This is a genomic window from Noviherbaspirillum galbum (assembly GCF_010974945.1).
In the GTDB taxonomy this organism is placed as follows: domain Bacteria; phylum Pseudomonadota; class Gammaproteobacteria; order Burkholderiales; family Burkholderiaceae_D; genus Noviherbaspirillum; species Noviherbaspirillum galbum.
Genome location: NZ_JAAIVB010000084.1, coordinates 46,229 through 69,749, shown reverse-complemented (window position 1 = coordinate 69,749; position 23,521 = coordinate 46,229). Strand labels below are relative to the sequence as shown.

Here is a 23,521-nt window from a genome sequence, read left to right as displayed (position 1 = left end):
TTCCATGCAGCATGGCAGCTACGTCGCGCACCGACTCAAATATCCGTGCTTATGTGCGCTTGCGAACCGACACCGGTACGCACGTGGACGATGGTGAAGATGCTGCGTCTGTAGGCCAGCTTTAGTCACCGGGCAGCAAAAACGGGGAAGCAATAAACAAGCTTTTCCAGTGGATACTTATCATGGATAACTGCTTTCATGCACTACTTTCGAAAGAGGTGGTGCTGAACGAGGGCGAAACCAGCATGCTGGAACTGCAGCGTCGCGATGCAGCGCTGGACGAAGCTTTGCGCTGCACTTTTCCCGCGAGCGATCCCATTGCCCTCAGTTTTTCCTTCGACGTTCCCGGTAGGCCCGGTTGCGGGCAACGATGGTTCGGTGCTGAATTCATCAAACCTCCAGATCCAGGACAGCCGTCATGAACCCGATTACCGCTTTCCTTGTCGCTGCTTGCCTTCTGGTAGGCACCGGCCTGGCGTATTGGTCAGCTCCATACTGGGCGATGCCTTTTCTGGTGCTTGCGATACTCGCTGCCCTCTCGGTAAAGATGGGAAACACCTGGGAGAGGTACGTTATTCTAAGGCTTGGAAAATTACATTGTGTCAGGGGCGCCGGTCTCTTCCTTATTATTCCGGTGGTCGACAACGTGATTTCCGTGATTGACGTGCGGATTCAGACCACCGCGTTCAATGCCGAAGAGGCGCTCACCCGGGATACGGTCCCGGTGAATGTCGATGCCATCATCTTCTGGAATGTCCACGAGGCCGAAAAGGCCGCGCTCGCCATCACGAATTATCGAGAGGCCATCGACCGGGTTGCCCAGACATCGCTGCGCGAAATGATCGGCGCTTCGATGCTGGCCTCGTTGCTCTCCGATCGCAAGGTGGCCGATGAGCTCTTGAAGGAGACGATTGCGCGGAAGACGGCGCCATGGGGTGTCTCAGTCGGTTCGGTCGAGATCCGTGATGTCGCCATTCCCGTCGCGTTACAGGACGCGATGTCTCGTCAGGCGCAAGCCGAACGCGAAAAACAGGCGCGTGTCATCCTCGGCTCCGCCGAAGCAGCCATCGCCGGCAAGTTCGTCGAGGCGGCCAACACCTATGCGGGACATCCGGCGGCGTTACAACTGCGGGCAATGAACATCATTTACGAGACAACGAAAGAACGCGGCGCGACAATTCTTATCCCAAGCGCGATGGTAGACAGCTTGAATCCAGCGGCCGGCACGCATGTTCCCGCAGCGAATACGGATAACAGCGAATCCGGGCCCGAAGTCGCCTGGTCGAAGGCTGCTGCTTGACTGGATTCAAACGTGTTCTGTCAATGTACGCCAGTGGGGCAGCGCCACCAGTGCTGGATTGTCATACGGGGCGTCGTTGCTTCACGGCGCCCATACGATGTAAAAGGAGAGTCAAGATGTCTATCCCCACTACCCAATAAAAAGAGCATGAATTACGTGCCTACTCTCATATGGAGTTTCCACTTTATCGGGATCCCTATGCGACCGGATCCCGGCGTTATTCGGCCGTGGTACGTATCAGCACGGATTTAAACAAAGACGTAGACGCGCGCCGCTACCCGGTCCGATTTATAGGCGTGAACCCAACGCGCGCCGTTGATGCCATTGACCTGGCAATGCAGTACGTCAGGGACATTATCGACGGTAAGATTCAGACCGATTCGCTTTGAGTGCGTCGTGCGAATGACTCTATGACTGGGCGGCGAGATTATGAGGAGCACATACCTTGAACATTGAATCGACTTATGACGAAATGAAGCGGCAGACCTGCGCTAGGCAAGACAGCCCGGGTGAGGAAGATCAACTTGAGTTAACTAAATTGGGTATTGGATTTGACGGTCATTATTATCGCTACGGCGCGTATCGCTATGAACGTTGCGCCGACGCAGTTAATTACGCCCGTCTGGAAAGGTCCAGGCCTGGATACCAGGAACGCAACCACCCTGAGCCGTTATGGCTGGAGCCTCCAACACCGACGGTCGCGGATCAGCACAACATGTCTGAACTTGCGGTTTCGTTCGACGGTAAGAGCTATCGCTTTGATGGCTATCGGTACGATCGTCTCGCTGACGCCATTAATTACTCTCAACTTTCGCACGGCCGCTCCAGTAAGCCGGCATGACACGTCGGCGTAGCTCTCCAGCTGAAACTTCCTGCTGCCAATACAGCACCAACTTGACGCACCACTCGATTGACAGCCACGCTCTCAGCGCACTGCTCGTGCGTCAATTCTGCCGTCGCCACATTTAAGAGCAACAACAGAGTCATGTTGCATCTAAGCCATGAGTTATGCTCGTCGCGCAATCGCTAGTCCCCAGCCCTACCATATCTCTTCATCCGTTCTGCCTAGTTCGGACAGGAGAATGTTACCAACCGATTTAATTCTAGTGTCGGACAATTCGCGCTGGCAATCGAGGCAGCTTTCGCCTCAGCAATGCCGCCAATCAGCCCAAACTGCAGCCTTGGCAGGTGGCAGAGTTCGCCGCAACTAGGACACGTAAATCCTTTGACAGCGATAGGGAAATGGCGATTTTTTGCGTAGCGACCGCAATGCGGACAGTTCAACATAATCTTAACGAAGTGAAAGCTCAAGCTTTGTCGTGGCATGAAAAAATTGGCAAAGCAATATCAAATAACTTGGTTTCGTGAATGACCGCTTCTGGCCGTGATCTGCCGGTCAGCAAGTCTCGCCAAGTGTCTGCTAGTTTACCGAATACTGCCGGTCGGAGCGGTGTATTGGCGGGCGGCGATCAGGTGCGGGTGAGAATTTGAAGAAGGTCGCAAACCGGGAGCAATCGGCTTGACAGGTTCCTGTTACTCTTCCTAGGGTCGCTTTCTTGCCAATATCATTGGCCGCTCAACCCTTCACCGCATTTTTTCCTTCGTAGGTCAGTTGCACCAGCTTTGATACCCAGTTGCATGACTGTGGCGCCAGTTGCAAGTACTTTGACGCCATACGCCTGCCTCGGGGCCTTGCACCGCCCGAGAGGCTCATCCATAAAAATTTGCATTCACCTTCCTTTTTTCCCAGAATGTCGGAGCTTCAGGAAAATCGCCGTGCCATCCCGGTTGTCGTTCCCGTCGCCGGAAAGGCTGGAGAGGCTTTCGAAGCATCGACGAAATCAAATAAATAAAAACGAGGGGAGACTATTGATGATGAAGGAATACACGGACCGCCATCCCGTGCAGACCGCCTTGTTGTGCGTCGGCCTGCAGTTCATGCTGACCTGGATCATTCTCGTGGCAGGGCGAGGGATGGCGCCACCCGCCGAGTTCGGGAAAGTGAAGCTGGTCGCCTTTGCCTCGACCATCGTGCTTCCGCTGGTCCTCGTGCAAGTGCTTGGCCTGTGGAAGAGGATCGGGCTGGAGTTGAACAGGATCCGGCCCGAACCGGTGGCCCTCGCAGCACTGGTGCCCTGCGCCGTCTATCTGCTGGCCGGCGTGCGCGGCGGGACGGAACAGCTCGCAGGCGACGCCACGCTGCAATTCTTCAATGCCTTCGGCGAGGAAATGCTCTTTCGCGGCGTTATCTTCGCCCTCCTTCTGCAGTTGCCGCGCTGGCAGGCGCTCATCCTGGGCGGCTTGCTGTTCGGAGGCATGCACCTGATGCACGGATTCATGGGCGCGTCATGGAGCGATGCGTTCCGGCAGGCCGGCCTGACGGCAATCACCGGCACCATGTTCACCGCCGTGCGTTTCCGTTCCGGCAGCCTGTGGCTCGTCATCCTGATCCACATGGTCGTGAACATGTGCAAGCTCTATTCGAACGTGCGTGATGCCGAAGCCGGGTCTCCGCTGCCATTGCTGGTGTGGTTCGAATACCTGTTCCAGATCGGGATCGTCATTTATGTGATCTTTTCCGAGCGCGGCAAGCTGGGCTGGTCGTTCGCGGGACGTCCGATGGCGAGACGGGAAGACGCATTGACGACCTAATGAGCCTTGCAACTGATGATTTGTTTGTCGTCCAACCCTTCGTTGCCAGCGTGCGCAATGGAGGGCATGTTGCGCCTGCCGATGGCTGCTGGGGTGCAGCCAGGCGGAGCGCGTCATCGCGAGCTGCCCTTTGATATACTGCCGCGATTGTCCTGGTTGCCCGGAGCGTTTATGCGTATTCTGATCGTCACTTTTCTGGCTATGACCGCCGCCTCGACTTTCGCCGCGTCTCAACAGCAATGCGAAGCCCTGATGAAGCCGGTGGAGGCAAAGCTGAGCGGAATGCCCAAACTGGACGACGACAGCAAACCTTCTCCGCAGACCTGCGCACGCGGCCGGGACGTGATCAAGAACTATGTCGATTACGCGGCCCAAGCGGACAAGCTCAATTGTCCGTTTGCCTTCGTGTCCGGGCAGCAGATCGGTGGTGCGGCGGAACGCGCGGATCTCATCGCCGACATGAAGAAAGCCTACAGCGAGAAGTGCCGGTAACCGCATCGTTCCCGTAGTGCGGCATGGGGGCTTGAGCAATCCGGATATGATGAACCACGATGCCTGCCTGAACTTTCCGCCCCGCGATTTCCATGCCTGAATGCTCCCCAATCCAAGTTGCCATCATCGGAGGCGGCCCCGCCGGCCTGATGGCTGCCGAGGTTCTGGCCCTGTCCGGCATCCAGGCCGACGTCTACGACGCCATGCCTTCGCCTGGCCGCAAGTTCCTGCTGGCAGGCATCGGCGGATTGAACATCACCCACGGCGAGGACTACGCCCTGTTCTGCAGCCGCTACGCCGGCAGCCAGGCCCCACTCCAGGCGCCGCTCGATCGCCTGCCGCCGTCGGCGTTGCGGGAATGGGTGCATGGTCTTGGCATCGACACCTTCGTCGGCAGTTCCGGCCGGGTCTTCCCGGCGCAGATGAAGGCGGCGCCGCTGCTACGGGCCTGGCTGCACCGGCTGCGCGAGGCGGGCGTCCGGCTGCATACCCGGCATCGCTGGCTGGGATGGGATGAGGATGGCGCCCTGCGCATGGCGGGGCCGTCCGGAGACTTCAACCTTCGCCCGCGCGCGACCGTGCTCGCGCTGGGCGGCGCGAGCTGGCCGAAGCTCGGTTCGGATGGCGCCTGGGTGCCGCTGCTGCAGGCGCGCGGCGTGCGCATCGCGCCGCTGCAAAGCGCCAACTGCGGCTTCGAAGCGGCCTGGAGCGCGCATCTGCGCGAGAATTTCGCCGGCGCCCAGCTCAAGTCGGTGGCGCTGGTGCTGCCTGGACCCGATGGCCGGCAAGAGCGCAGGCTGGGGGAAATGGTGATCAGCAACTTTGGTGTGGAAGGCAGCCTCGTGTATGCGTTTTCCAGGCAACTGCGCGAACGGATCAATGCCGACGGCAAGGCCACCTTTCTGCTGGACCTCGCACCCGGACGCAGCGCGGAACAGGTGCTGGCTGAGGTCAGCCATCCGCGCGGCGCGCGTTCGCTGTCCAGCCACCTGAAGAGCCGCCTCGGCCTAGGCGGCGTGAAGACCGCTTTGCTGCATGAAATGCTGTCCCGGGAGCAGATGCATGACGTCGCGACGCTTGCCGCCGCCATCAAGGCCTTGCCGGTGACGGTGACCGCGGCACGGCCGGTCGAGGAGGCGATCAGCACCGCCGGCGGGGTATGTTTCGACAGCGTGGACGAGCGGCTGATGCTGCGTGAACTCCCCGGGGTATTTGTCGCGGGGGAAATGCTTGATTGGGAAGCGCCTACCGGAGGGTATCTGCTGAATGCCTGTTTTGCCACGGGGATGACGGCCGGGATGGGGGTCAAGGCGTGGCTCGGCCAGGAGGAGCAAAGGTCAAGCGGCTGAGTTCAAGTTTGAACAGGGAAGGTCGCTGCATGAGGCGCCGTCGTTGCATGGCAGGCTGACATGCGTCTGACGGGGTACTGACAATTCGCTGACAAGCAAATATATCGCCGAAGCGACGCATTTGCGTTGTTTGGCGAATCCCCCTGTGGCAACATCGTCTCCGCCTTTGGGCTCTGCAATGCAAGCGATCATTACCAGGCAAAAGACATGCAACAGGCAACGGACCCGGTTTTCAATTTTCTCCAGCGATTCGAGCGATGGAGCAAGCCTGGCTTGTTCGCCATCGCTTGCCTGCTCGAACTCGCGATCTTTTCGCTCGATCACCTGACGGGGCCATTGATTCCCTTCGGCCCGTATTATTTTCTCCCCATCGGCGTCGCAGCATGGTTTCTCGGGCTGCCGTCGACCATGGCGTTCGTCGTGTTGAGCAGCCTGGGCAGAACATACATCTTCGGACACCTCTTTCCAAGCGGGGATTGGCACTACTATGTCTGGGACCTGCTTTCCAGCCTGCTGATCTATGCGGCATTCGCGATGCTGCTCAGGCGGCTCAAGTCGGTCAACCATGCCATCGGCCTGCATGCGAGCCAGCTCGAATCGCAGATGCGGGTAGCCAGGCACCGCCGCCGCCTGGAAGACAGCATCCGCAGGGCCGTTCCACCTGACCTCGACATGATTCTCGACCTCATGGTGGCCGGCGCGACCACGGGCGACCTGACGCCCGACGTCGTGGACAACGTCCGGCAGCAAGCGTCACAGGACCTGTATGTGAAGGCGATCCGGCAGGGTAACGTGCCGCGGCGTACCTGGACCAACCAGCAGGCCGAGGTGCCGGTGGAACTGTGGGTGTGCGATCTGAACGGAAAGCTGGCCGGCCTGTTCATGGTCATGGGCCTGGACAGGGAAAAGGACACCGAGCGCGAATTGCACGCCATCGTCACGGCTCAGGAGTTCCGTGGACTGGGCATCGGCACCGCGATGGTTGATTTCTTCTGTTCCCATTACTATGGCCGCCGCCTGTACGCCGCATGCAAGCCCGGCTCGGCGATGTACCAGATGCTGAAGCGCCGGGGCTTCTTTCACTACGCCGATACCAACGAAGGCTACGAAATCGTGGAGCGTGTCGAATGGCCAAAGGAAAAGGGATTGCTGGCGGCAAAGATCGATTAGATCGGTCCTGACCGGCCCGCATGCCGCCAGTCAGGACGAATCCGCTTATCCGGCCGACGCCGCCCTGGCCCGCGCCGCATGCAGCTTCTTGTAGCTGTCGATCAGGCGGTGATGCCTGTCGAGGCCTTCGAGTTTCATGCTGGTCGGCGTCAGGCCGTGGAAACGCACGCTGCCATCCACCGAACCCAGCACCGCGTCCATCCGCGCATCGCCAAACATCCGGCGGAAATTGACCACGTAATCGTCCAGTTCAAGCTCCTCGTCGAGCAGCACCTCCAGCACCACGTTCAAGGCTTGGTAGAACAAGCCGCGCTCGACGGTGTTGTCGTTGTACTGCAGGAAGGCGCCCACCAGGTCGTGCGCTTCCTCGAACTGCCGCAAGGCGAGATGGATGAGCAGCTTCAGCTCGAGAACCGTCAGCTGGCCCCACTCCGTGTTCTCGTCGAATTCGATGCCGATCAAGGTGGCGATGTCGGAATATTCGTCGAGCTCGTTGCCATTCAGGCGTTCGAGCAGCGCTTCCAGGCTTGCGGCGTCCAGGCGATGCAGGTTCAGGATGTCTTCGCGGAACAGCAGCGCCTTGTTGGTGTTGTCCCAGACCAGGTCCTCGATGGGAAAGATTTCCGAGTACCCCGGCACCACGATCCGGCAAGCCACGGCGCCCAGCTGGTCATGCACCGCCATGTAGACCTCCTTGCCCATGTCTTCGAGAATGCCGAACAAGGTCGCGGCTTCCTCGGCGTTGGAGTCGTTCCCCCGGCCGGAAAAATCCCACTCGACGAAATCGAAATTCGATTTCGCGCTGAAGAAGCGCCACGACACCACGCCGCTGGAATCGATGAAGTGCTCGACGAAGTTGTTAGGCTCGGTCACCGCGTTGCTTTCGAAGGTGGGCGGAGGAAGATCGTTCAGGCCTTCGAGGCTGCGCCCCTGCAGCAACTCCGTCAGGCTCCGTTCCAGCGCCACCTCGAAACTCGGGTGCGCGCCGAACGAGGCGAAGACGCCGCCCGTGCGCGGATTCATCAAGGTGACGCACATCACCGGATAGGTCCCGCCCAGCGATGCATCCTTGACCAGCACCGGAAAGCCTTGTTCTTCCAGGCCCTGGATCCCGGCCAGGATGCCGGGATATTTCGCGAGCACCTCTTGCGGCACGTCGGGCAGCGCGTATTCTCCTTCCAGGATCTCGCGCTTGACCGCGCGCTCGAAGATCTCGGACAGGCATTGCACCTGCGCTTCCGCCAGCGTATTGCCGGCACTCATGCCATTGCTGCCGTAGAGGTTTTCAACCAGGTTGGAGGGGAAGTACACCACCTCGCCGTCCGACTGCCGCACGTACGGCAGGGAACAGATGCCGCGCCCGGCGTTGCCGGAGTTGGTGTCGATCAGATGCGAACCTTGCAGCTCGCCGTCTGGATCGTAGACCTCCAGGCAGTACTCATCGAGAATCTCTGGTGGCAGCGCATCGTCGGGGCCGGGCTTGAACCAGCGCTCGTCCGGATAATGCACGAACGCCGCGTTGGCGATGTCCTCGCCCCAGAACGATCCGGCGTAGAAATGGTTGCAGCTCAGGCGCTCGATGTATTCGCCCAGGGCGGACGCCAATGCGCTTTCCTTGGTCGCGCCCTTGCCATTGGTGAAACACATGGGCGAATGCGCATCGCGGATGTGCAGCGACCAGACGTTGGGAATGATATTTCGCCATGAAGCGATCTCGATCTTGATCCCCAGGTCCGCCAGCAGGCCCGACATGTTGGCGATGGTCTGTTCAAGCGGAAAATCCTTGCCCAGGATGCAGGTGCTGGCGCCGGGAGACGGCTTCAGCATCAGCAGCGACTGCGCGTCGGCGTCCAGGTTCTCGACTTCCTCGATCACGAAGTCGGGTCCGGTTTGCACCACTTTCTTCACGGTACAACGGTCGATCGAGCGCAGGATGCCCTGCCGATCCTTCTCGGAAATGTCGGCCGGCAATTCGACCTGGATCTTGAAAACCTGCTTGTAGCGGTTTTCCGGGTCGACGATGTTATTCTGCGAGAGGCGAATGTTGTCCGTCGGGATGTTGCGCGTGTTGCAGTACAGCTTGACGAAGTAAGCTGCGCACAGGGCCGACGAGGCCAGGAAGTAATCGAACGGACCGGGCGCGGAGCCATCGCCCTTGTAGCGGATGGGCTGGTCGGCCACGACCGTGAAGTCATCGAATTTAGCCTCAAGCCGTAGCTTGTCGAGAAAGTTGACCTTGATTTCCATGGGGGATTTTCATGAGCATAAGACGCGGTAGCCGTCATTATCTGTCAAGTCGGCGCTCGGCAAGGAAAGTGGAGATAACGCATGCGTAAATCCGGCGCAATTCCTTTGGCTTTGTCTGCGTTGATCGGCGTCTCGCACGCGCAGAACCCGGACCCGTCCAGGGTGGAACACGGCGGGATGGACCATGCGGCCCACATGAAGATGATGGACGCGCAACGCCAGGCGGAGGTTGCCGAGCGAGGCAAGGACGTGATGCCCTTCAGCCTGCCTGCCACGACCCATGTCTTCACCAAGAACGCGGAAGGCGGCGTCCAGCGGGTGGTGGCAAAAAGTTCAACGGATGCCAGCCAGGTGAAACTGGTCCGTCAGCATTTGCGGGAAATCCGGGAGCAGTTCCTGAAGGGAGACTTCTCGGGCCCGGCCCACATCCATGGCCAGGACATGCCCGGCCTGGCCGAGTTGAGGAAAGCCAGGCCTGGGCAGATCGACATCGTCTACCAAGATGTCAAGGGAGGAGCCCAGCTGATCTACAGGACGAAGGAGGCATCCCTGGTAACCGCATTGCATCAATGGTTCGATGCCCAGCTTTCCGACCATGGCAAGGATGCCGTCCATGGGCATGGATCGCATTCCGGCAGTTGACCGGCGGCGTCAGCGCCGATTGCCGGACGTGGCCGCCGCCAGGTAGCGGAGTGCCGCGTCCATGATGTCCGCGCCCTCCGGCACGACGATGTCGGGGCGCATCAGCGAGCGCCAGCGCCGGTTGGCGTCGTACACCGGTTCGGCCGAGTACTGGGCCTGGATGCCGGTGCGGTCGCATCGCAGAGAAAAGACCGCCGCGCCCAGACCCATCATCGGCTGGCCGATGATGGTCGCGCGTCCGATGCCGCGCATGCCCATCGGAAAACCTTCAGCCATGCTGGCGCTCCAGCGATCGGTCAGCACCGCGACCGGCGAGGCATAGGTGAAAGGGCCGCGGGGATCGACATATTCGCGCCAGTAGCCGCCGAGCCCCGATCCTTCGCGGCGGCGCATGTGCGCATAGACCCTGCGTTCCGTAATGAACCGGCCCATCATCGGCACGGCGACGCCCGTGTCGCCGCCGCCATTGCGGCGCACGTCGATGATCAACGCGGCCGCCTCCCGCAGTTCCTCCAGCGCCTTGTCGAAAGCGGAAACCGCTGCATTGTCGACGAAGCTGGCAATCCGGATGTAGCCGAATCCGCCGTCGAGGCGGCGCCATGACACATCGGGTTCGCGGCGCACCGCCGGTACGTCGAGCGTCAGCTCGCGGATGTCGCTCGACGTACCGGCAGTGCGCCGCATGGTCAGCCTGCGCGGCCTGCCGCGCAGGCCTGAAATCGGCACGTTCAATGCGTAGCGCTCCGCCTCCGGGTCGAAGTGCTTCAGGCAGCGCGGCAGGAAGGCGCGCATCGCCGTGAGCACCGGCACGCCGTCCGCCGCCAGCACCGCATCCCCGGGCAGGATGCCGGCGTTTTCAGCGGGCGAACCCTCCTTGACTGCAATGACGCGCGCGGTGTCGCCATGACGCTCCGTGACCAGGTCATACCAGGGATACCGCGGCATGCCGTCCGGCGCATTGTTGACGCCGGTATGGGCGTCGTACAACTCGTTGAGCACGCGATGCGCGAGGCGCTGGAATTCTTCCTCGGTGTCGAGCCGCAAGGCCATCGGCCGGTACATCGCCCGCACCCGATTCCAGTCAGTTGCCTTCTGGTCGAAGAAGCAGTATCGGTCGGCGAGCGTCTTCCAGAGTTCGTCGAAGTCCTGCACGATGCTGATGTCACGCGGCGGCTCGACCGCCCGCGAAAGCGCCGCCGCCGCGCAAAGCGCGGTGCCGAGAAAAGCCCGTCTCTTCATCATTCTCCCTATGGATGGTTCGATGCCGCAGGGCTGCATTGTAATGCCCGAATAGACCAGGCATCCCCAGCACCCAAGAACGCCTGCGATAGAATTGGCGACGCACGGCAAGCGATCCTTGTCTGCATGAGCCTCCTTTGCATCGCAGGCGCATGTCGATTCCCCGAATCCCGAATTTTTCAACAATAAGCATGATCCCCGCGCATCCGGCCATCCGCTTCCTCCTGACCTTCGTCCCCGTCTTCCTCTGCTACCAGGCAGCCGAGGGGATCGGCATCCGGATGCTCCATAGCGCCCTCTGGCAAGCCGTCTTCATGCTCGCCACCATCCCGCTTGCGCTGCTGCTGGGGAAGGTGATCCATGGTGCGCCATTGCGCGCATTCGCGATGGAAGGCAGGCCCGGGGCGCTGGCCTGGCTGTCGGGGATGTTCCTGCTGGCCATTGCCGGCAAGGCGATCGCCGTCATGCTCGGCGCCGGGCTCGGCGTCTACTCGGTTCAGGCACCCGCCGCATCGCAGGATGCCGCCGCGGTGCTAAAGGCGATCGGCACGATCCTCTTCATCACCTTCATTCCTTCGCTCGCCGAGGACATCCTGACGAGAGGCCTGCTGCTGCGGAAGGGGCCGCTGCGTGCCGGCGCGGCCTTCGTCATCTTCAGCACGGCGGTGTATGTCCTGAACCATGTCTACCGCCTGGCAAACGGTCCGATGGAGTGGTTCATGCTTGCCTGCTTCGGCATCGCGTATGCCACCGCCTGCGCGAGGTTCGATTCCCTCTGGCCGGCGGTCGGCCTGCACTGGGGCTGGAATGCCGCGAGCGGATTGCTGGGCCTGGTGGCGGAGGTTGAAACCAGGCAGCCCGGCTGGGCCGTCGTCATGTCGGCAGGCACGCATCTCGTCTTCGCGCTTGTCTGCATCCGCGCCGCCCGCGGCCGCGTTAACTGACGCTATGCCGCCTGCGGCCGGTCGAGAAAGACGAGACGCAAGGCCAGGCCCAGCATGACGGCCGCCAGCCCGATGCCGGGAACGCGGCTGCCTGACGCCCGCTTGAGCAAGCCCGCGGCCATGCCGCTGCACAGCGCAAGGATGCCATTGAAGAGCAGCGCCACCACGGCCACGATGCCGCCGAAGATCGCGAGCTGCAGGCTGACCTTGCCCCTGCCTGCATCCACGAATTGCGGCAGGAAGATCATGAAGAACAGCAGCGCCTTCGGATTGAGCAGGCAATTGAGCATGGCCATGCGAAAGATCCGTGCCGCGGGGACCGGCACCGGCGCGCGAAGCGCCGACGCCGCCTTCGCCTGTGGGACGATCGCCTTGATGGCCAGCCAGACCAGGTAGGCGGCGCCGGCATACCTGATCAGGTCGAAGGAAGGCGGCCAGGCGGCGACCAGCGCGGAGATGCCGGTGACGGTGAAGAGCGTATGCAGCAGGTCGGCGGCGGCGATGCCGGCGCCGGCGGCCATGCCGGCGCGGGTGCCATGCGCGGCGGCATGGGAAACGACGAACGCCATGTTCGGCCCGGGCGACAGTTGCAGGGCGAGCACGGCAATGAGGAAGAGGCAGAGGGTGGTGAAGGAAATCATGGCTGGTCCGCGGATGACGACGCATTGAAGCTACGCGGTGCCAGCCTTCCTGGCAAGAGACAGTCGCGGGAAAAGCGACCGGGCCAGTACGAGCGGAAATGCCCGTGCGGCCGGATTCCGGTCGAACGCGGATGGGCTGCCTTGCCCATCCGCGCCGGACTGGGTCTCTGGTAAAGACCCAGGCGAAGGTTCAGGCGGAGACCCGGGCCGACTTCGCGTTGCGGTTGCCTTGTTCGCGGATGCGGTCGTACTCGGCCTTCGGCACCGGCAGGGCATCACGCTTGCCGAGGTCCTGGGTGCGGATACGGAAGGTTTCGCGTGCGCTGAGTGCGGCGAGTGCGGCGATGACCGTGACCGCCAGGGTGATGCTGCCGACCATCAGGGGAATGTCCGGCGCGCCCGGAGGAGCGGCGGCGGCGAACACGGCGGGCAGCATGGCGGTCACGAGCGTGCCGAGGTTCTGCGAGATCGCCATTGCCGACACGCGGTTGCGGGCACGGAACAGTTCCGGATAAAAGCTGGGGAACACCGCGTTGTAGCCCTGGTATACCACGCCCCACATCAGCAGCGACATGGTGATGGCCAGCGGCACGTTCTTGATGCTGATGGCATACAGGTAGGCGAAGGACAGCAGGCCCGCCATGACGGAGCCGATGATGATGGGCGGCTTGCGGCCGATCTTGTCGGAGAGCTTGCCGACATACGGGATCACCAGCACGGCCAGGATGTTGCCGAGCACCGGAATCCAGAGGTAGACGTCCTTGGAGAAGCCGATGCCGTAGCCGGGCTGCACCGCGTAGGCGGCGCCGAAGATCGAGGTCACCACCGGAATCACGTTCATGAGCGCCATGCAGACCACGCGCAGCATGTCGCGCCAGTCTTCCTTGACCGCGTCGATGACCGGCGACGTGGGACGTTCGCCCGCGACGGCTTCCTTCCGGAACACCGGGGTTTCCTCGACTTCTCGGCGGATGACGTAGCCGACGATGATGACGGCGAAGCTCAGCAGGAAGGGAATGCGCCAGCCCCAGGAATTGAAGGCATCCTCGGGCATGTAGTGCGCCAGCGGCAGGAAGATCGCGGCGGCGAGGATCTGCCCGAACTGCACGCCCTGCAGCGTGAAGCTGGAGTAGAAGCCGCGCCGGCCGAACGGCGCGTGTTCGAGGATCATCGAGCTGGCGCCGGAGATTTCGCCGGCCACCGCGAAGCCCTGGATCAGGCGCAGAATCACCAGCAGCACCGGCGCCATCACGCCGACCTGGTCATAGGTGGGCAGCAGGCCGACGCCCATGGTCGATATGCCCATCAGGAACATGCAGGTGATGAGCACGTTCTTGCGACCGCGGGTGTCGCCCCAGTGGCCGAGGACGAAGGCGCCGATCGGGCGGGCGACGTAGCCCACGCCGTAGGTGGCGAGCGAAGCGATGATGGCGGTCTTGGGATCGCCTTTCGGGAAAAAGATTTGCGGGAAGATCAGCGACGCCGCAGTGGCGTAGATGAAGAAGTCGTAGTACTCCAGGACGGAGCCGATCCAGCCGCTTGCCGTGGCCTTCCTGGTCTGGCTCGTGTCGTGGGGTTGATGTTCGGTGGCGCTGTGCATGAATGTCTCCTTCTATGCTCAAGAACTGGTGGGCGGGCCGCCGGATTTTTCCGGCGGCCCGTTGGTGGTGTCAGGTGTCCGCCGTGGCCCTGGCCGCGGAAACCGCCGCGCGCAGGCCGAGCAGGTAGCTGTCGACGCCGAAGCCGCAGATCTGCCCCTTCACGATGTCGGCGAAGACGGAATGGTGGCGGAAGGCTTCGCGCGCATGGATGTTCGACATGTGGATCTCGACGACGGGCACCGTCAGGATCGCCAGGGCGTCGCGGATGCCGTAGCTGTAGTGGGTCCATGCGCCGGCATTGATGAGCACCGCATCCACGCCGTCGGCGTAGGCCTGGTGGATGCGTTCGCACATCTCTTGCTCGCTGTTGGTCTGAAAATGGGCTATCTGCGCCTCGAGTTCGCCGGCAAGGCTGGCCAGCTGCGCATTGATGTCGTCGAGCGTGACCGTGCCGTACTGCTTCGGGTCGCGCTTGCCGAACATGTTGTGGTTGATGCCGTGCAGCATGAGGATCTTCATCGGTTGTTCCTGGATGGGCATGGAGGGCTGGGAAGGCTCTAGAGGCTCTAACGGCTGGAAGTCAGGCAGGCATCGCCAGCGGCAGGCCCAGCGCGCGGCGCGCCTCTTCCGGCGTGGCGGGGCGGGCGCCGTGCCTGTCGCACAAGGCGGCGGCGACCTGCACGAGTTCGGCGTTTCCCGATGCGAGCCGGTCGCGGTCGATGCGGATGTTGTCTTCCATGCCGGTCCGCACCGCGTCGCCGCCGCGCTTCAATACCCATTCGATGACCTGGCTCTGGGTCGCGCCGATTCCGGCCGCGGTCCAGGTGGCGTTCGGCGCCAGGCGCTTGAGCGTCGACAGCAGGCAATCCAGCACGTATTCGTCGGCGGGCAAGGCGTTCTTGATGCCCATGACGAACTGCACGTGGGGGCGGTCGTTGATGAGGCCCATCCCGATCAGGCGCTGCATGGCGTACAGGTGGGAAAGATCGAAGATCTCGATCTCCGGCAGGATGTGGTGTTCCTTCATCGCGGCGGCAAGCTGCTCCACCAGCGCGGGCGCGTTCTCGTAGATGATGCTGGGGAAGTTCACCGTGCCCGTCGCCAGCGACGCCATGTCGGGGCGCAGGCCCAGCGCGCCGCCGCGGGCATTCTGGTCGCGGCCCCGGCCGCCGGTGGAGAATTGCACGATCATGCCGGGGCAATGGCGGCGGATGCCTTCCAGCACCTCGCCGAAACGGTTCGCCTCGGAAGACGGGGTTTCATCGTCGTTCCTGACGTGCACGTGCACCAGGGTCGCTCCCGCTTCATAGGCGGCATGCGTCGACTCGATCTGCTCGGCAACGGTGACCGGCAGGGCGGGGTTGTCCTTCTTGCGCGGCACCGATCCGGTGATGGCGACCGCGATGACGACTGGCTTCATGATGACTCCGGCAAGGATGAATGCAAGGGCAATGGCGGGAGGCGCGCCGCCTTGCGGCATGCCTCCGGGCGGGCATCAGAAGCGATGCAGTACGCCGAACTGCAGGCCGGTCAGGCTCTGGCCATTGATGTCGCCGCCGGCCAGGTTGGCAGACGGACCGGCCGAACCGCTGAAGCGGAATCCGGCATTGGCTTCGTTCTTCATGTAGTTTGCGAAGCCGTAGAAGGTGGTGCGCTTCGACAGGTCGTAGTACGCGCCGACGTTGCCGCCGCGCGCGCCCGCGCCGTTGCCGGTGGTGTCGCGCATGCCGCCGTACAGCGCGCCCACGCGCAGTTGCGGGCTGACGCGGTAATCGGCGGACACCTGCCAGATGTTGTAGAAGCGGCGCACGTTCGGGTCCGTGCCGGCGAAGGTGTTGGCGGGGTTTGACACGTTGTTCAGGATGGCCGCCGCATCATTGCCGGCCGCCGATGCCGTCACGTTGTTGCTGCGCACGGCGGCGAGATACACCTTGCCCTTGCCGTAGTCGTAGTTGGCATACACGTTGTGATAGACCACGCGCTCGTCGATGGTGGCGGTGGGCTGCGGGCGTGCCGACAGGCCGGCGTAGCCGACGCGGTAGGGGCCGTTGGCATAGTCCACGCCGAGCTGCGCCACGCCGCGTCCCTGCGCGTTCGGCGTCTCGTTGAGCGCGTAGTGCAGTTCCACCTGCACGCCCGCCCAGCGCGGCGATTTCCAGGAGATGTCGTTGTCGTAGCGCGAGGGCACGCCGAAGGTGTTGATGATGGAGCCGAAGGTGGTGCGTTCTGTGTAGTCGATCGCGCCGCCGATGAAGAAGATGGCCGTGTTCTGGCGGCCGAAGCGGAACTCGCCGACCGTCGAATTGCCGATGCCCAGCCAGGCCTGGCGGTCGAACAGGCGGGTGGAATCGGCGAAGGTGCCGGTGTCCGCGTTCAGGCCCTGCTCGAGCTGGAATTTCGCCTGCAGGCCGCCGCCCAGTTCTTCCACACCGCGGAAACCGAGGCGGCTGCGCAAGATCGCGCCGTCGTTCAGGCCGACCACGTGCTGGCCGGTGCTGCTGCGGATGTATCCGATGTATTCGTCGATGTCGCCGTACAGGGAGACGTTGGTTTGTGCGTGGACCAGGCCGGCGGATGCAGCGGTGGCAAGGCCGAGGAACACGGCGTTCCGGAGCTTCATTGTCTTCTCTCCAAGTTGGAAGGTGGAAAATTTTTTCTTGTTCGCTTCCCCGGTTTGCCCTTGTTCCATCGCGGGTTTTCAAGAATCGGGCGGGATGCGCGCTTGATGTGAATGCAGTATATTCAAGCCCAAATTGAAGAAAAAGTGCGCTATTCGCTCTATTGGCCGCTAATCGCGCAGTGCGAACGCATATCGCCGTTTTTGAGGAAAATCTGCGATGGATCCCAAGCCGCTGGACATGGAAGTGCAGAAGCGAGACATCATCGAAGGCTTGCTGAAGGGGATGGAAGTCATCATGGCTTTCACCCAGGACGCGCCGCGCCTGACGCCCAGCGACGTGGCGCGCACCCTCGGCCTGAGCCGCACCGCCGCCAGGCGCTACCTGCTCACGCTCGTGCACGCGGACATGGCCGCAACCGACGGCAAGGTGTTCTGGCTCACGCCCAAGGTGCTTAACCTCGGGCGCTCCTACCTCGAATCAGCCAAGCTGCCGCGCTCCATCCAGCCTTTCCTGCAGCGTCTCACTCAGCAACTGCAGGAGTCGACCAACTTCTCGGTGCTGGACGGCAATGAAGTGGTGTATGTCAGCCGTGTCAATACGCCGCGCCTGCTCACCACGGGCTTCGAGCCGGGCACGCGCCTTCCGGCCTTCACGTCGACCGCCGGAAGGGTACTGCTGGCTGCGCTGCCCGACGAGGTGCTGCACGCCATGCTGGAGACCATGGAGCTGGTGCCCTACACGCACATGACCGTCACCAGCAAGGATGAGCTGCTCCAGGAGCTGATGACCATCCGCAACCAGGGATTCGCCGTGACGGAAAACCAGTTCGAGATCGGCTTGCGCGGCATCTCCGTGCCGGTGAAGAACCGGCACGGCGTGGTGCTGGGAGCGCTCAGCGTGTCGATGAGCGTTTCCGGGTCGTCGCGCGCCGAGGCGGTCGCGCGCTGCGTGCCGCTGCTGCAATCGACCGCCAACACCGTCATGATGTGGATTTGAGTACGCATGCGCCTGGGCAAGTCGGCGGCGCATTGGCAGCAATGTGCTTCCAAACAACCATTGATGACGCTGAAGTTGATGGGCTCGAGGAGACCGGATTTCCGCTCCGCGCAAGAAGCTGCCTAGACTTGGAGATATCAAGCATCCGCCAATCGCCGATCCTCGGCATGTGGTGGGATGGAAGAATCAAGTCCCGGAACTTCCGCTGCAGCCACATGCGCCATTCGCGGGACATGCGGCCGCCCGGGTTCTTGCTTTGCGACGGCGAAGCAATAATAGTCCGCCAAGTACCAACGCTGAGCCGGCTGCGATCTCCACATACCGGCCGGTCGCCGCCATGCCAAGACCGGACAAGCCGAACCATGCCACCAGTGGCGCGAGCAAAGGAGCGCAACATGGCGCACACGCCGCCAACGCGACGCCCACCGCTCCTGCGGCTCCTGCCTTTACAGCCGTTGAACCACCCTTCATTTGTTTCCCGTCCATGATTTTCCTTGAGAAGAAGCAGCGAAGTTGTGCTTGCAATAAAGGTACATCCTCAAGTAACTTTAGGAGCAAGGGGTTTTTGATGGATATCCACATGCTGCAATCCGGCTTAAGCATCGGCGCACTGGCGACACAGACGAATACCAACGTGCCGACCATTCGTTACTACGAGGAAATTGGCTTGTTACCTCTGGCTCAGCGTTCGGCGAACGGCCGGCGCTATTACCGGGATGCAGACTTGAAGCGGCTGTCCTTCATCAAGCGTTGCCGGGACTTCGGCTTTCCCATCGAACAGGTACGCGAAATGGTCAAGCTTTTCGAAGACGGAGACCGCTCGTGCATCGAGGTGAGGAATCTGGCACAAACGCATCTCGACACCGTGCGCGCCAGGCTCGAGGAAATGCGGCAGCTTGAAGCAAGCCTGATGGCATTCGTCGCCAGCTGCGATGAGGCCTGCTGCCAGGGCGTTACCAGGGATTGCAACATCATTGAAGATCTGTCCGCTGCGGCCCCTGCCGGGCTGGCCGCCGGTCAAGGATGCGGCGCGGCACCGGCGAAACCGGAGAAACGATCAAAGCCTGTGGAATCCGCCGCCTTCAAACAGATCAGGCGGACATAGGCATGGAATGGACAGGAGTTGCGCGGACGTTCGGATTGTTCTTCGCTACAGCGATTGCTGAGCTGGTTGGATGTTATTTGCCGCTGCTCTGGCTGACGGGCAAGGGAGGCATCTGGTTGCTGCTGCCGGCGGCGCTCAGCTTGGTGATCTTCGTCTGGCTGCTGACCTTGCACCCGGCGGCAAGCGGGCGCGTATATGCAACGTATGGCGCCATCTACATTGCAACGGCCCTCGGCTGGCTATGGCTGGTCGATGGCGTTTCTCCAAGCTGGACTGACGCGGCCGGGGTCGGTCTTGCCCTCTGTGGCGCTGGTGTCATCGCACTGGGTCAAAGGCCTGTTTGATAGTTGCGTGGCACCGAATGCAACCGACCCAAGAACTTTGTGAAATATCAGTCGCATTAAGGATTGTTCTGCCGTTTCCTTGGTTGCGCACGCAGCCCGCACTAGATTGAATGCTTCTGCCCGGCTGGCATCGGTAACCAACCCGCGCTGCTCTTTTCAGCGGTGATGCCGTCGACTTCCGACAGAAGACTCCTTGCGTCATCTCCTTTGTGCAATTTGGTTTTCCCCTGCAATCAACATGCTGGCGATTGCCTGTTGGGGGCGCCCCGGCGACTCGCATGGAAGATACGGGCCATTCAATGTACCGGAGGCACCCTTGGCAAACCGACGCACGGTTCAATACAAAACGGCGGGCCGCATCCTTGCTGCCCTTGTTGCGGCTGCCATCCTCGTGATGTGCGGGGGCAGCAACAACGACCAACCGCCCCAGGCAAGTTCCAATCCGCAGGTCCGGCAACTCGGTTTGATTGACAGCATCATCGCAGCCGACATAACGCAACAGGTGAAGATGGTTCCATTTACCTTGCGGCAGGACTCGCCGATCGTGCTTCAAGGCAGGATGATGTCGACCCTGCCGCAAAGCCACAACGACGAACTTAAAGCGACCTACCGCGCCGGGCATGCCATCGTGCTGCTTGACGCCACGATGGAGGATATCGCAGCCTTGCACGGAATCATCGGTGCAGGCATTACCTACGATTCAAAGGATGCTGGAGGAGTACTGGCTTATTCCGTTCGCCAGGAGAACCGCATTCCCGTCACGACACTGCTTTCGCAGGTGAACCTCAGTCCCCTGCGGACCGCGAAGGGCGAACCCGATCCCACGGGTCTGCAGGACAACAAACAAGCCCACAAGAAGGCCGTGGAGCTCACCGTGGCCGAATTGTCGCGCCTGCCGGCGACGAGCAGCCGGGCGCTGCAGGGAACAAACCAAAATGTCGACTGGAAAACGACTCCCGTGCAGACAACGACTTTTCAGCAAAATAGTGCTTCCGGCGTGTACAACACCACTGTCAACGTCTACGCGCTGCATAGTTGCGCTATGGACGTCAGAACGGGCCTCACCTCGGACTATTACATGGTGACGGCACTGGCTGACTGGACCGCGACCAACGCCAAATTCCAGAGCGCCGCGACCGAGCTGGGCTCGACATCCATGTACCTTGACCAGGACAGAGATGAATATGTGGTCGTGAATTGGCAGGACGATCCTCAACGGAACTACTGCAGCTCACCTTCTTCGTGGTCGAACAATGCCGACATCTGCCGTTACATCAACTATCCGCTTCAGTACAGCGTCGAGATGGTGCCGCTCAATGGCGGCAGCATTGCGCAGACCAACGCAAAACCTCCTGCGCAGCAGGGGCAGGCGACAACGTATACATCCGGCTTCAGTTTCACTCTAGGGGGGATGGTGATCGTGAACGGAATGGGGCCGGGTGCAGGCCTTTCCACGGGCGTGACGTGGAACAATACGACACAGACCACCGTCGCCCCTGTCGAACTCGAACTTAGCCAAACCACCAATCAAGGTGCAATGTGGACTTACAGATACTGTACCGGGGGCGAGGAACCGGATGCCGGCGGCAATTGCACCAGTCACGTACAGACGGCGAAAGATGTGTGCCGAGCCCAGCTCGGGGACAACACGGGTACCAATCCACAACAAGGCCAAAGACCAGTCGGCGCATTCACCGATGCAGTTCATACCGCTTTGTGGCAGGCAGGCCCGGATACGCGCGTGGGCAAGTCGACGTTCGACATTCAGGTCACCGTCACACCGACTATCGGAAACACCACGGCTAACCTTTGGGGGGCATCGGGGTTTGACAATAACCATGCCGGCTGCGATCCGGATAACTGCGACTGCGTCTCGACCACGACCAAGACCCCGTTAACGGGAGGCAGCTACGTTTTTAAAATTCCACTGCCGCCGGCTACATGCCAGCAAGGCGTTGTTGCACAAAGCAGGTAAAGTCAGGGTTCGATTACCGCTTCGCGTCTTGATTGTCCTGGTTGTTCATCGACAATGGCGTTGATTGTTCGTCGCCGGTCAATCCTTGCCGCGCCCCGACGCCATGATGGCGCGCGGCAAGGCGTACCACGCAAGCGAGGCGACGATGCCCGCGCCGATACAGGTGGCGAGCACCAGCGTGGAAATGGAGGCGAAGGCGCTCGATGCCGCGGCCTGTGTCGCCAGGAAGGCCGACGTCGTGATCACGAAGCCGGAAAACCCGGCGGCACGGCCGGCGTTCTCGCGGAAGGGCAGGACGGCCCCTGCCTGGCCGCATGGCTGGTGGGTGCCATGTCCGAGCATGAAGAGGCATTGCGCGAACAGGATGGTCCAGGGATTGCTCCACCCGGCAAGCCAGAATGCGGCGTGGCAGGTCGCGCCCGCCACCGTCAGCCATGCGCCGGCCTTGATCACGCGTTCCAGCGGATAGCGGTGCAGGCGCCGCCGGCACAGTACCGTGCCGAGGAAGAAGAACAGCGAGCAGCAGGCCGGAATCCAGCCATACGCCCAGGCCGACAGATGGAACTGGCGGATGAAGATGAACGGCGACAACAGCAGGAAGCACAGCACGCTGGAAAAACTCGCGCCGGCGAGCAGCGAGGAAAACAGGAATTGCCGGTTGCGCAGGATGGCCGACGCCGGCACGCCCGCCTTGGCGGCGGGCCTCGGGCCGGTGCCCTGGATCGACAGGTAAACCGTCAGCCAGGCAAGCACGCCGAAGCAGGACTGCGCCAGGAAGGTTGCGCCCCAGCCGAGGCTGGTGACGATCACGCCGCCGATCAGCGGGCTCGCCATCGCGATCAATGCCATGCCCGTCAGGCTCTTGGCCATGATGCCCGGCCCCTGGTCGGGCGTGAAGAACATCCGGATCACGGAACGCGCGCAAATTACGCTGAGCGCGGTGGCCACGCCTTGCACCGTGCGACAGGCCAGCAGGATGGAGAGCTGGCCGGACGTCGCGCTTACCGCGCTGGCGAGGGCATACAAGGCCAGCGCATGCAGCAGGACCTTGCGCTGGCCAAGCCGGTCGGGCAGCCATCCGAGCGCCAGGTGCGCCAATGCGAAGCCGAACAGGTAGACCGTGAACGTAGTCTGCACCCGGCTTGCCGTGACCTCGAATTCCTGCGCCAGACGCGGCAGCGCTGGCAGGTAGAGATCGGTGGCGATCGGCTGGCAGGCGAACAGGAGCACCAGGGCGATCGCCGGCAGGATGCCTTGCAGCGCGCCGCCCGGCGCGGCAGCTGATGGCGGCACCGCGTGCCGCGCCGGCTTCATCGGCCGTCGCGAACGAGCGCCCGCAGGTGGCTGTCCATGCGCGTGACGTCAGGCTCCAGGCCGGTGAAGAGCCGAAATGCGCCGACCGCCTGGCCGACCGCCATGCCGCCGCCATCGGCTACCGCGCAGCCGGCATCGCGCGCGGCCTTCAGCAGGGCGGTTTGCAGCGGGAAATACACGACCTCCGAGACCCACAGCGGCGGCCGCAGCAGCGAGGCCGGCAAGGGAAGTCCCGGCAACTTGTCCATGCCGGTTGGCGTGGCATGGATCAGGCCGCTGGCGCCGGACAAGGCTTGCGCGATGTCGCTGCCGGCCTTCGCCCGTCCCTTGTGGCCCAGCTTGTTGAGGCTGACCGCGAGCGCCTCCGCGCGCTCGGCCTCGCGATCGACGATGACCAGTTCGTTCGTGCCCATGCGCAGCGCCGCGTCGGCGATCGCCGCGCCAGCGCCGCCCGCGCCGAGCAGCACCACCCGGTCGAGCGCCGCGTCGGGCAAGGCCCGCCGGAAGCCCCAGGTCCAGCCCGAGCCATCGGTGTTGTGGCCGATGAGGCGGCCGTCGCGGATGACGACGGTGTTGACGGCATTGACGGCGCGCGCTTCGTCGGAGAGTTCGTCGAGCAGCGGAATGACGGCCTGCTTGCAGGGATAGGTGATGTTCAGGCCGGCGAATCCCATGATGCGCGCGGCCTTCAGCAAGCCGGGCAGGGCTTCGGTGCCGACGCCCGCCTTGTCGAGGTCGATGATCTGGTAATGCAGGCGCAGTCCATGCTGGCGCGCCTCCTGCTCGTGCAGCGCCGGAGACAGCGATGCCTGGATGCCTGCGCCGATGAGGCCAAGCAGCAGCTTTTTGTCAGCCACGATGATTCCTTGAAAGTGTTTTGAAGAGGCAG

Annotated in this window: 22 protein-coding genes; 13 read left to right on the top strand and 9 right to left on the bottom strand. The window is 62.1% G+C overall.

The annotated features are described in order from the left end of the window. Window positions 1-182 precede the first annotated feature (182 nt). The 7 genes from G3574_RS26555 (at window position 183) to G3574_RS26525 (ending at window position 6,963) form a co-directional block, all read left to right on the top strand. Window positions 183-422, top strand: coding sequence for a hypothetical protein (locus G3574_RS26555; RefSeq protein WP_163968583.1), 240 nt, complete (start codon window positions 183-185; stop codon window positions 420-422). Further along, complete coding sequence (locus G3574_RS26550) at window positions 419-1,300, top strand: slipin family protein (protein ID WP_163968582.1); 882 nt, start codon at window positions 419-421, stop codon at window positions 1,298-1,300. Before G3574_RS26555 ends, G3574_RS26550 begins: the two co-directional genes overlap by 4 nt. Window positions 1,301-1,745: 445 nt before the next feature. After that, window positions 1,746-2,141, top strand: a complete 396-nt coding sequence (locus G3574_RS26545) for a hypothetical protein (RefSeq protein ID WP_163968581.1) — start codon at window positions 1,746-1,748, stop codon at window positions 2,139-2,141. Between the two features lie 1,031 nt (window positions 2,142-3,172). Further along, window positions 3,173-3,952, top strand: coding sequence for a CPBP family intramembrane glutamic endopeptidase (locus G3574_RS26540; protein ID WP_163968580.1), 780 nt, complete (start codon window positions 3,173-3,175; stop codon window positions 3,950-3,952). Between the two features lie 171 nt (window positions 3,953-4,123). Next, window positions 4,124-4,444 (top strand): hypothetical protein, encoded by a 321-nt coding sequence (locus tag G3574_RS26535; RefSeq protein ID WP_205609942.1) that lies wholly within the window; start codon window positions 4,124-4,126, stop codon window positions 4,442-4,444. Between the two features lie 92 nt (window positions 4,445-4,536). Then, window positions 4,537-5,793 carry a TIGR03862 family flavoprotein gene (locus tag G3574_RS26530; protein WP_163968578.1) on the top strand — a complete coding sequence of 419 codons (1,257 nt, stop codon included), beginning with the start codon at window positions 4,537-4,539 and terminating at the stop codon, window positions 5,791-5,793. A gap of 207 nt (window positions 5,794-6,000) precedes the next feature. Continuing rightward, the gene (locus G3574_RS26525; RefSeq protein ID WP_163968577.1) at window positions 6,001-6,963 is read left to right on the top strand and encodes a GNAT family N-acetyltransferase; all 963 of its coding nucleotides are present in this window, start codon (window positions 6,001-6,003) and stop codon (window positions 6,961-6,963) included. Window positions 6,964-7,008: 45 nt separating this feature from the next. Here the strand turns inward: G3574_RS26525 and G3574_RS26520 are convergent, their stop codons facing one another. Next, complete coding sequence (locus G3574_RS26520) at window positions 7,009-9,210, bottom strand: OsmC domain/YcaO domain-containing protein (RefSeq protein WP_163968576.1); 2,202 nt, start codon at window positions 9,208-9,210, stop codon at window positions 7,009-7,011. Window positions 9,211-9,291: 81 nt separating this feature from the next. Here G3574_RS26520 and G3574_RS26515 point away from each other — a divergent pair, with 81 nt between their 5' ends. Further along, entirely contained in the window at window positions 9,292-9,852 is a 561-nt protein-coding gene (locus G3574_RS26515) for an aspartate carbamoyltransferase (protein WP_163968575.1), read from the top strand. A 9-nt stretch (window positions 9,853-9,861) separates the two neighbouring features. Here the strand turns inward: G3574_RS26515 and G3574_RS26510 are convergent, their stop codons facing one another. Continuing rightward, window positions 9,862-11,094 carry a S41 family peptidase gene (locus G3574_RS26510; protein ID WP_205609941.1) on the bottom strand — a complete coding sequence of 411 codons (1,233 nt, stop codon included), beginning with the start codon at window positions 11,092-11,094 and terminating at the stop codon, window positions 9,862-9,864. Between the two features lie 188 nt (window positions 11,095-11,282). Here G3574_RS26510 and G3574_RS26505 point away from each other — a divergent pair, with 188 nt between their 5' ends. Then, on the top strand, window positions 11,283-12,035 hold the full coding sequence (locus G3574_RS26505; protein WP_163968574.1) for a CPBP family intramembrane glutamic endopeptidase: 753 nt from the start codon (window positions 11,283-11,285) through the stop codon (window positions 12,033-12,035). A gap of 2 nt (window positions 12,036-12,037) precedes the next feature. Here the strand turns inward: G3574_RS26505 and G3574_RS26500 are convergent, their stop codons facing one another. The 5 genes from G3574_RS26500 to G3574_RS26480 all read right to left on the bottom strand — a co-directional run bounded on the left by G3574_RS26500 (window position 12,038) and on the right by G3574_RS26480 (window position 16,897). Beyond that, window positions 12,038-12,676 (bottom strand): LysE family translocator, encoded by a 639-nt coding sequence (locus G3574_RS26500; RefSeq protein ID WP_163968573.1) that lies wholly within the window; start codon window positions 12,674-12,676, stop codon window positions 12,038-12,040. Between the two features lie 190 nt (window positions 12,677-12,866). Then, the gene (locus G3574_RS26495) at window positions 12,867-14,276 is read right to left on the bottom strand and encodes an MFS transporter (protein ID WP_163968572.1); all 1,410 of its coding nucleotides are present in this window, start codon (window positions 14,274-14,276) and stop codon (window positions 12,867-12,869) included. A 70-nt stretch (window positions 14,277-14,346) separates the two neighbouring features. Next, a complete protein-coding gene (gene aroQ / locus G3574_RS26490) occupies window positions 14,347-14,796 on the bottom strand; it encodes a type II 3-dehydroquinate dehydratase (protein ID WP_163968571.1) in 450 nt (149 codons plus the stop codon). A 61-nt stretch (window positions 14,797-14,857) separates the two neighbouring features. After that, window positions 14,858-15,697, bottom strand: coding sequence for a BKACE family enzyme (locus G3574_RS26485; RefSeq protein ID WP_163968570.1), 840 nt, complete (start codon window positions 15,695-15,697; stop codon window positions 14,858-14,860). Between the two features lie 75 nt (window positions 15,698-15,772). Next, window positions 15,773-16,897 (bottom strand): porin, encoded by a 1,125-nt coding sequence (locus tag G3574_RS26480; protein WP_163968569.1) that lies wholly within the window; start codon window positions 16,895-16,897, stop codon window positions 15,773-15,775. Window positions 16,898-17,114: 217 nt separating this feature from the next. On the opposite strand from G3574_RS26480, the gene G3574_RS26475 reads away from it, so the two are divergent. The 4 genes from G3574_RS26475 to G3574_RS26460 all read left to right on the top strand — a co-directional run bounded on the left by G3574_RS26475 (window position 17,115) and on the right by G3574_RS26460 (window position 21,318). Continuing rightward, window positions 17,115-17,894, top strand: a complete 780-nt coding sequence (locus G3574_RS26475; protein WP_163968568.1) for an IclR family transcriptional regulator domain-containing protein — start codon at window positions 17,115-17,117, stop codon at window positions 17,892-17,894. A gap of 580 nt (window positions 17,895-18,474) precedes the next feature. Next, window positions 18,475-18,999, top strand: a complete 525-nt coding sequence (locus G3574_RS26470; protein WP_205609940.1) for a MerR family transcriptional regulator — start codon at window positions 18,475-18,477, stop codon at window positions 18,997-18,999. A gap of 2 nt (window positions 19,000-19,001) precedes the next feature. Further along, window positions 19,002-19,343 (top strand): YnfA family protein, encoded by a 342-nt coding sequence (locus G3574_RS26465; protein ID WP_163968566.1) that lies wholly within the window; start codon window positions 19,002-19,004, stop codon window positions 19,341-19,343. Between the two features lie 316 nt (window positions 19,344-19,659). Then, entirely contained in the window at window positions 19,660-21,318 is a 1,659-nt protein-coding gene (locus G3574_RS26460; RefSeq protein ID WP_163968565.1) for a hypothetical protein, read from the top strand. A 78-nt stretch (window positions 21,319-21,396) separates the two neighbouring features. Here G3574_RS26460 and G3574_RS26455 read toward each other — a convergent pair whose 3' ends face one another. Beyond that, window positions 21,397-22,632: an MFS transporter gene (locus tag G3574_RS26455; RefSeq protein WP_163968564.1), complete on the bottom strand. Its 1,236-nt coding sequence runs from the start codon at window positions 22,630-22,632 to the stop codon at window positions 21,397-21,399. Beyond that, window positions 22,629-23,489: a shikimate dehydrogenase gene (locus G3574_RS26450; protein ID WP_328804862.1), complete on the bottom strand. Its 861-nt coding sequence runs from the start codon at window positions 23,487-23,489 to the stop codon at window positions 22,629-22,631. The genes G3574_RS26455 and G3574_RS26450 overlap by 4 nt, the downstream gene beginning before the upstream one ends. Window positions 23,490-23,521 lie beyond the last annotated feature (32 nt).

What these genes read in the sequence shown, in the direction of transcription:
- G3574_RS26535 (WP_205609942.1), top strand. Translation starts at nt 4,124, where the DNA reads ATGCGTATTCTGATCGTCACTTTTCTGGCTATGACCGCCGCCTCGACT.
- G3574_RS26555 (WP_163968583.1), top strand. Translation starts at nt 183, where the DNA reads ATGGATAACTGCTTTCATGCACTACTTTCGAAAGAGGTGGTGCTGAAC.
- G3574_RS26465 (WP_163968566.1), top strand. Translation starts at nt 19,002, where the DNA reads ATGGAATGGACAGGAGTTGCGCGGACGTTCGGATTGTTCTTCGCTACA.
- G3574_RS26510 (WP_205609941.1), bottom strand. Translation starts at nt 11,094, where the DNA reads ATGATGAAGAGACGGGCTTTTCTCGGCACCGCGCTTTGCGCGGCGGCG.
- G3574_RS26475 (WP_163968568.1), top strand. Translation starts at nt 17,115, where the DNA reads ATGGATCCCAAGCCGCTGGACATGGAAGTGCAGAAGCGAGACATCATC.
- G3574_RS26505 (WP_163968574.1), top strand. Translation starts at nt 11,283, where the DNA reads ATGATCCCCGCGCATCCGGCCATCCGCTTCCTCCTGACCTTCGTCCCC.
- aroQ (WP_163968571.1), bottom strand. Translation starts at nt 14,796, where the DNA reads ATGAAGATCCTCATGCTGCACGGCATCAACCACAACATGTTCGGCAAG.
- G3574_RS26530 (WP_163968578.1), top strand. Translation starts at nt 4,537, where the DNA reads ATGCCTGAATGCTCCCCAATCCAAGTTGCCATCATCGGAGGCGGCCCC.
- G3574_RS26550 (WP_163968582.1), top strand. Translation starts at nt 419, where the DNA reads ATGAACCCGATTACCGCTTTCCTTGTCGCTGCTTGCCTTCTGGTAGGC.
- G3574_RS26540 (WP_163968580.1), top strand. Translation starts at nt 3,173, where the DNA reads ATGATGAAGGAATACACGGACCGCCATCCCGTGCAGACCGCCTTGTTG.
- G3574_RS26520 (WP_163968576.1), bottom strand. Translation starts at nt 9,210, where the DNA reads ATGGAAATCAAGGTCAACTTTCTCGACAAGCTACGGCTTGAGGCTAAA.
- G3574_RS26485 (WP_163968570.1), bottom strand. Translation starts at nt 15,697, where the DNA reads ATGAAGCCAGTCGTCATCGCGGTCGCCATCACCGGATCGGTGCCGCGC.
- G3574_RS26515 (WP_163968575.1), top strand. Translation starts at nt 9,292, where the DNA reads ATGCGTAAATCCGGCGCAATTCCTTTGGCTTTGTCTGCGTTGATCGGC.
- G3574_RS26470 (WP_205609940.1), top strand. Translation starts at nt 18,475, where the DNA reads ATGCTGCAATCCGGCTTAAGCATCGGCGCACTGGCGACACAGACGAAT.
- G3574_RS26525 (WP_163968577.1), top strand. Translation starts at nt 6,001, where the DNA reads ATGCAACAGGCAACGGACCCGGTTTTCAATTTTCTCCAGCGATTCGAG.
- G3574_RS26480 (WP_163968569.1), bottom strand. Translation starts at nt 16,897, where the DNA reads ATGAAGCTCCGGAACGCCGTGTTCCTCGGCCTTGCCACCGCTGCATCC.
- G3574_RS26455 (WP_163968564.1), bottom strand. Translation starts at nt 22,632, where the DNA reads ATGAAGCCGGCGCGGCACGCGGTGCCGCCATCAGCTGCCGCGCCGGGC.
- G3574_RS26500 (WP_163968573.1), bottom strand. Translation starts at nt 12,676, where the DNA reads ATGATTTCCTTCACCACCCTCTGCCTCTTCCTCATTGCCGTGCTCGCC.
- G3574_RS26495 (WP_163968572.1), bottom strand. Translation starts at nt 14,276, where the DNA reads ATGCACAGCGCCACCGAACATCAACCCCACGACACGAGCCAGACCAGG.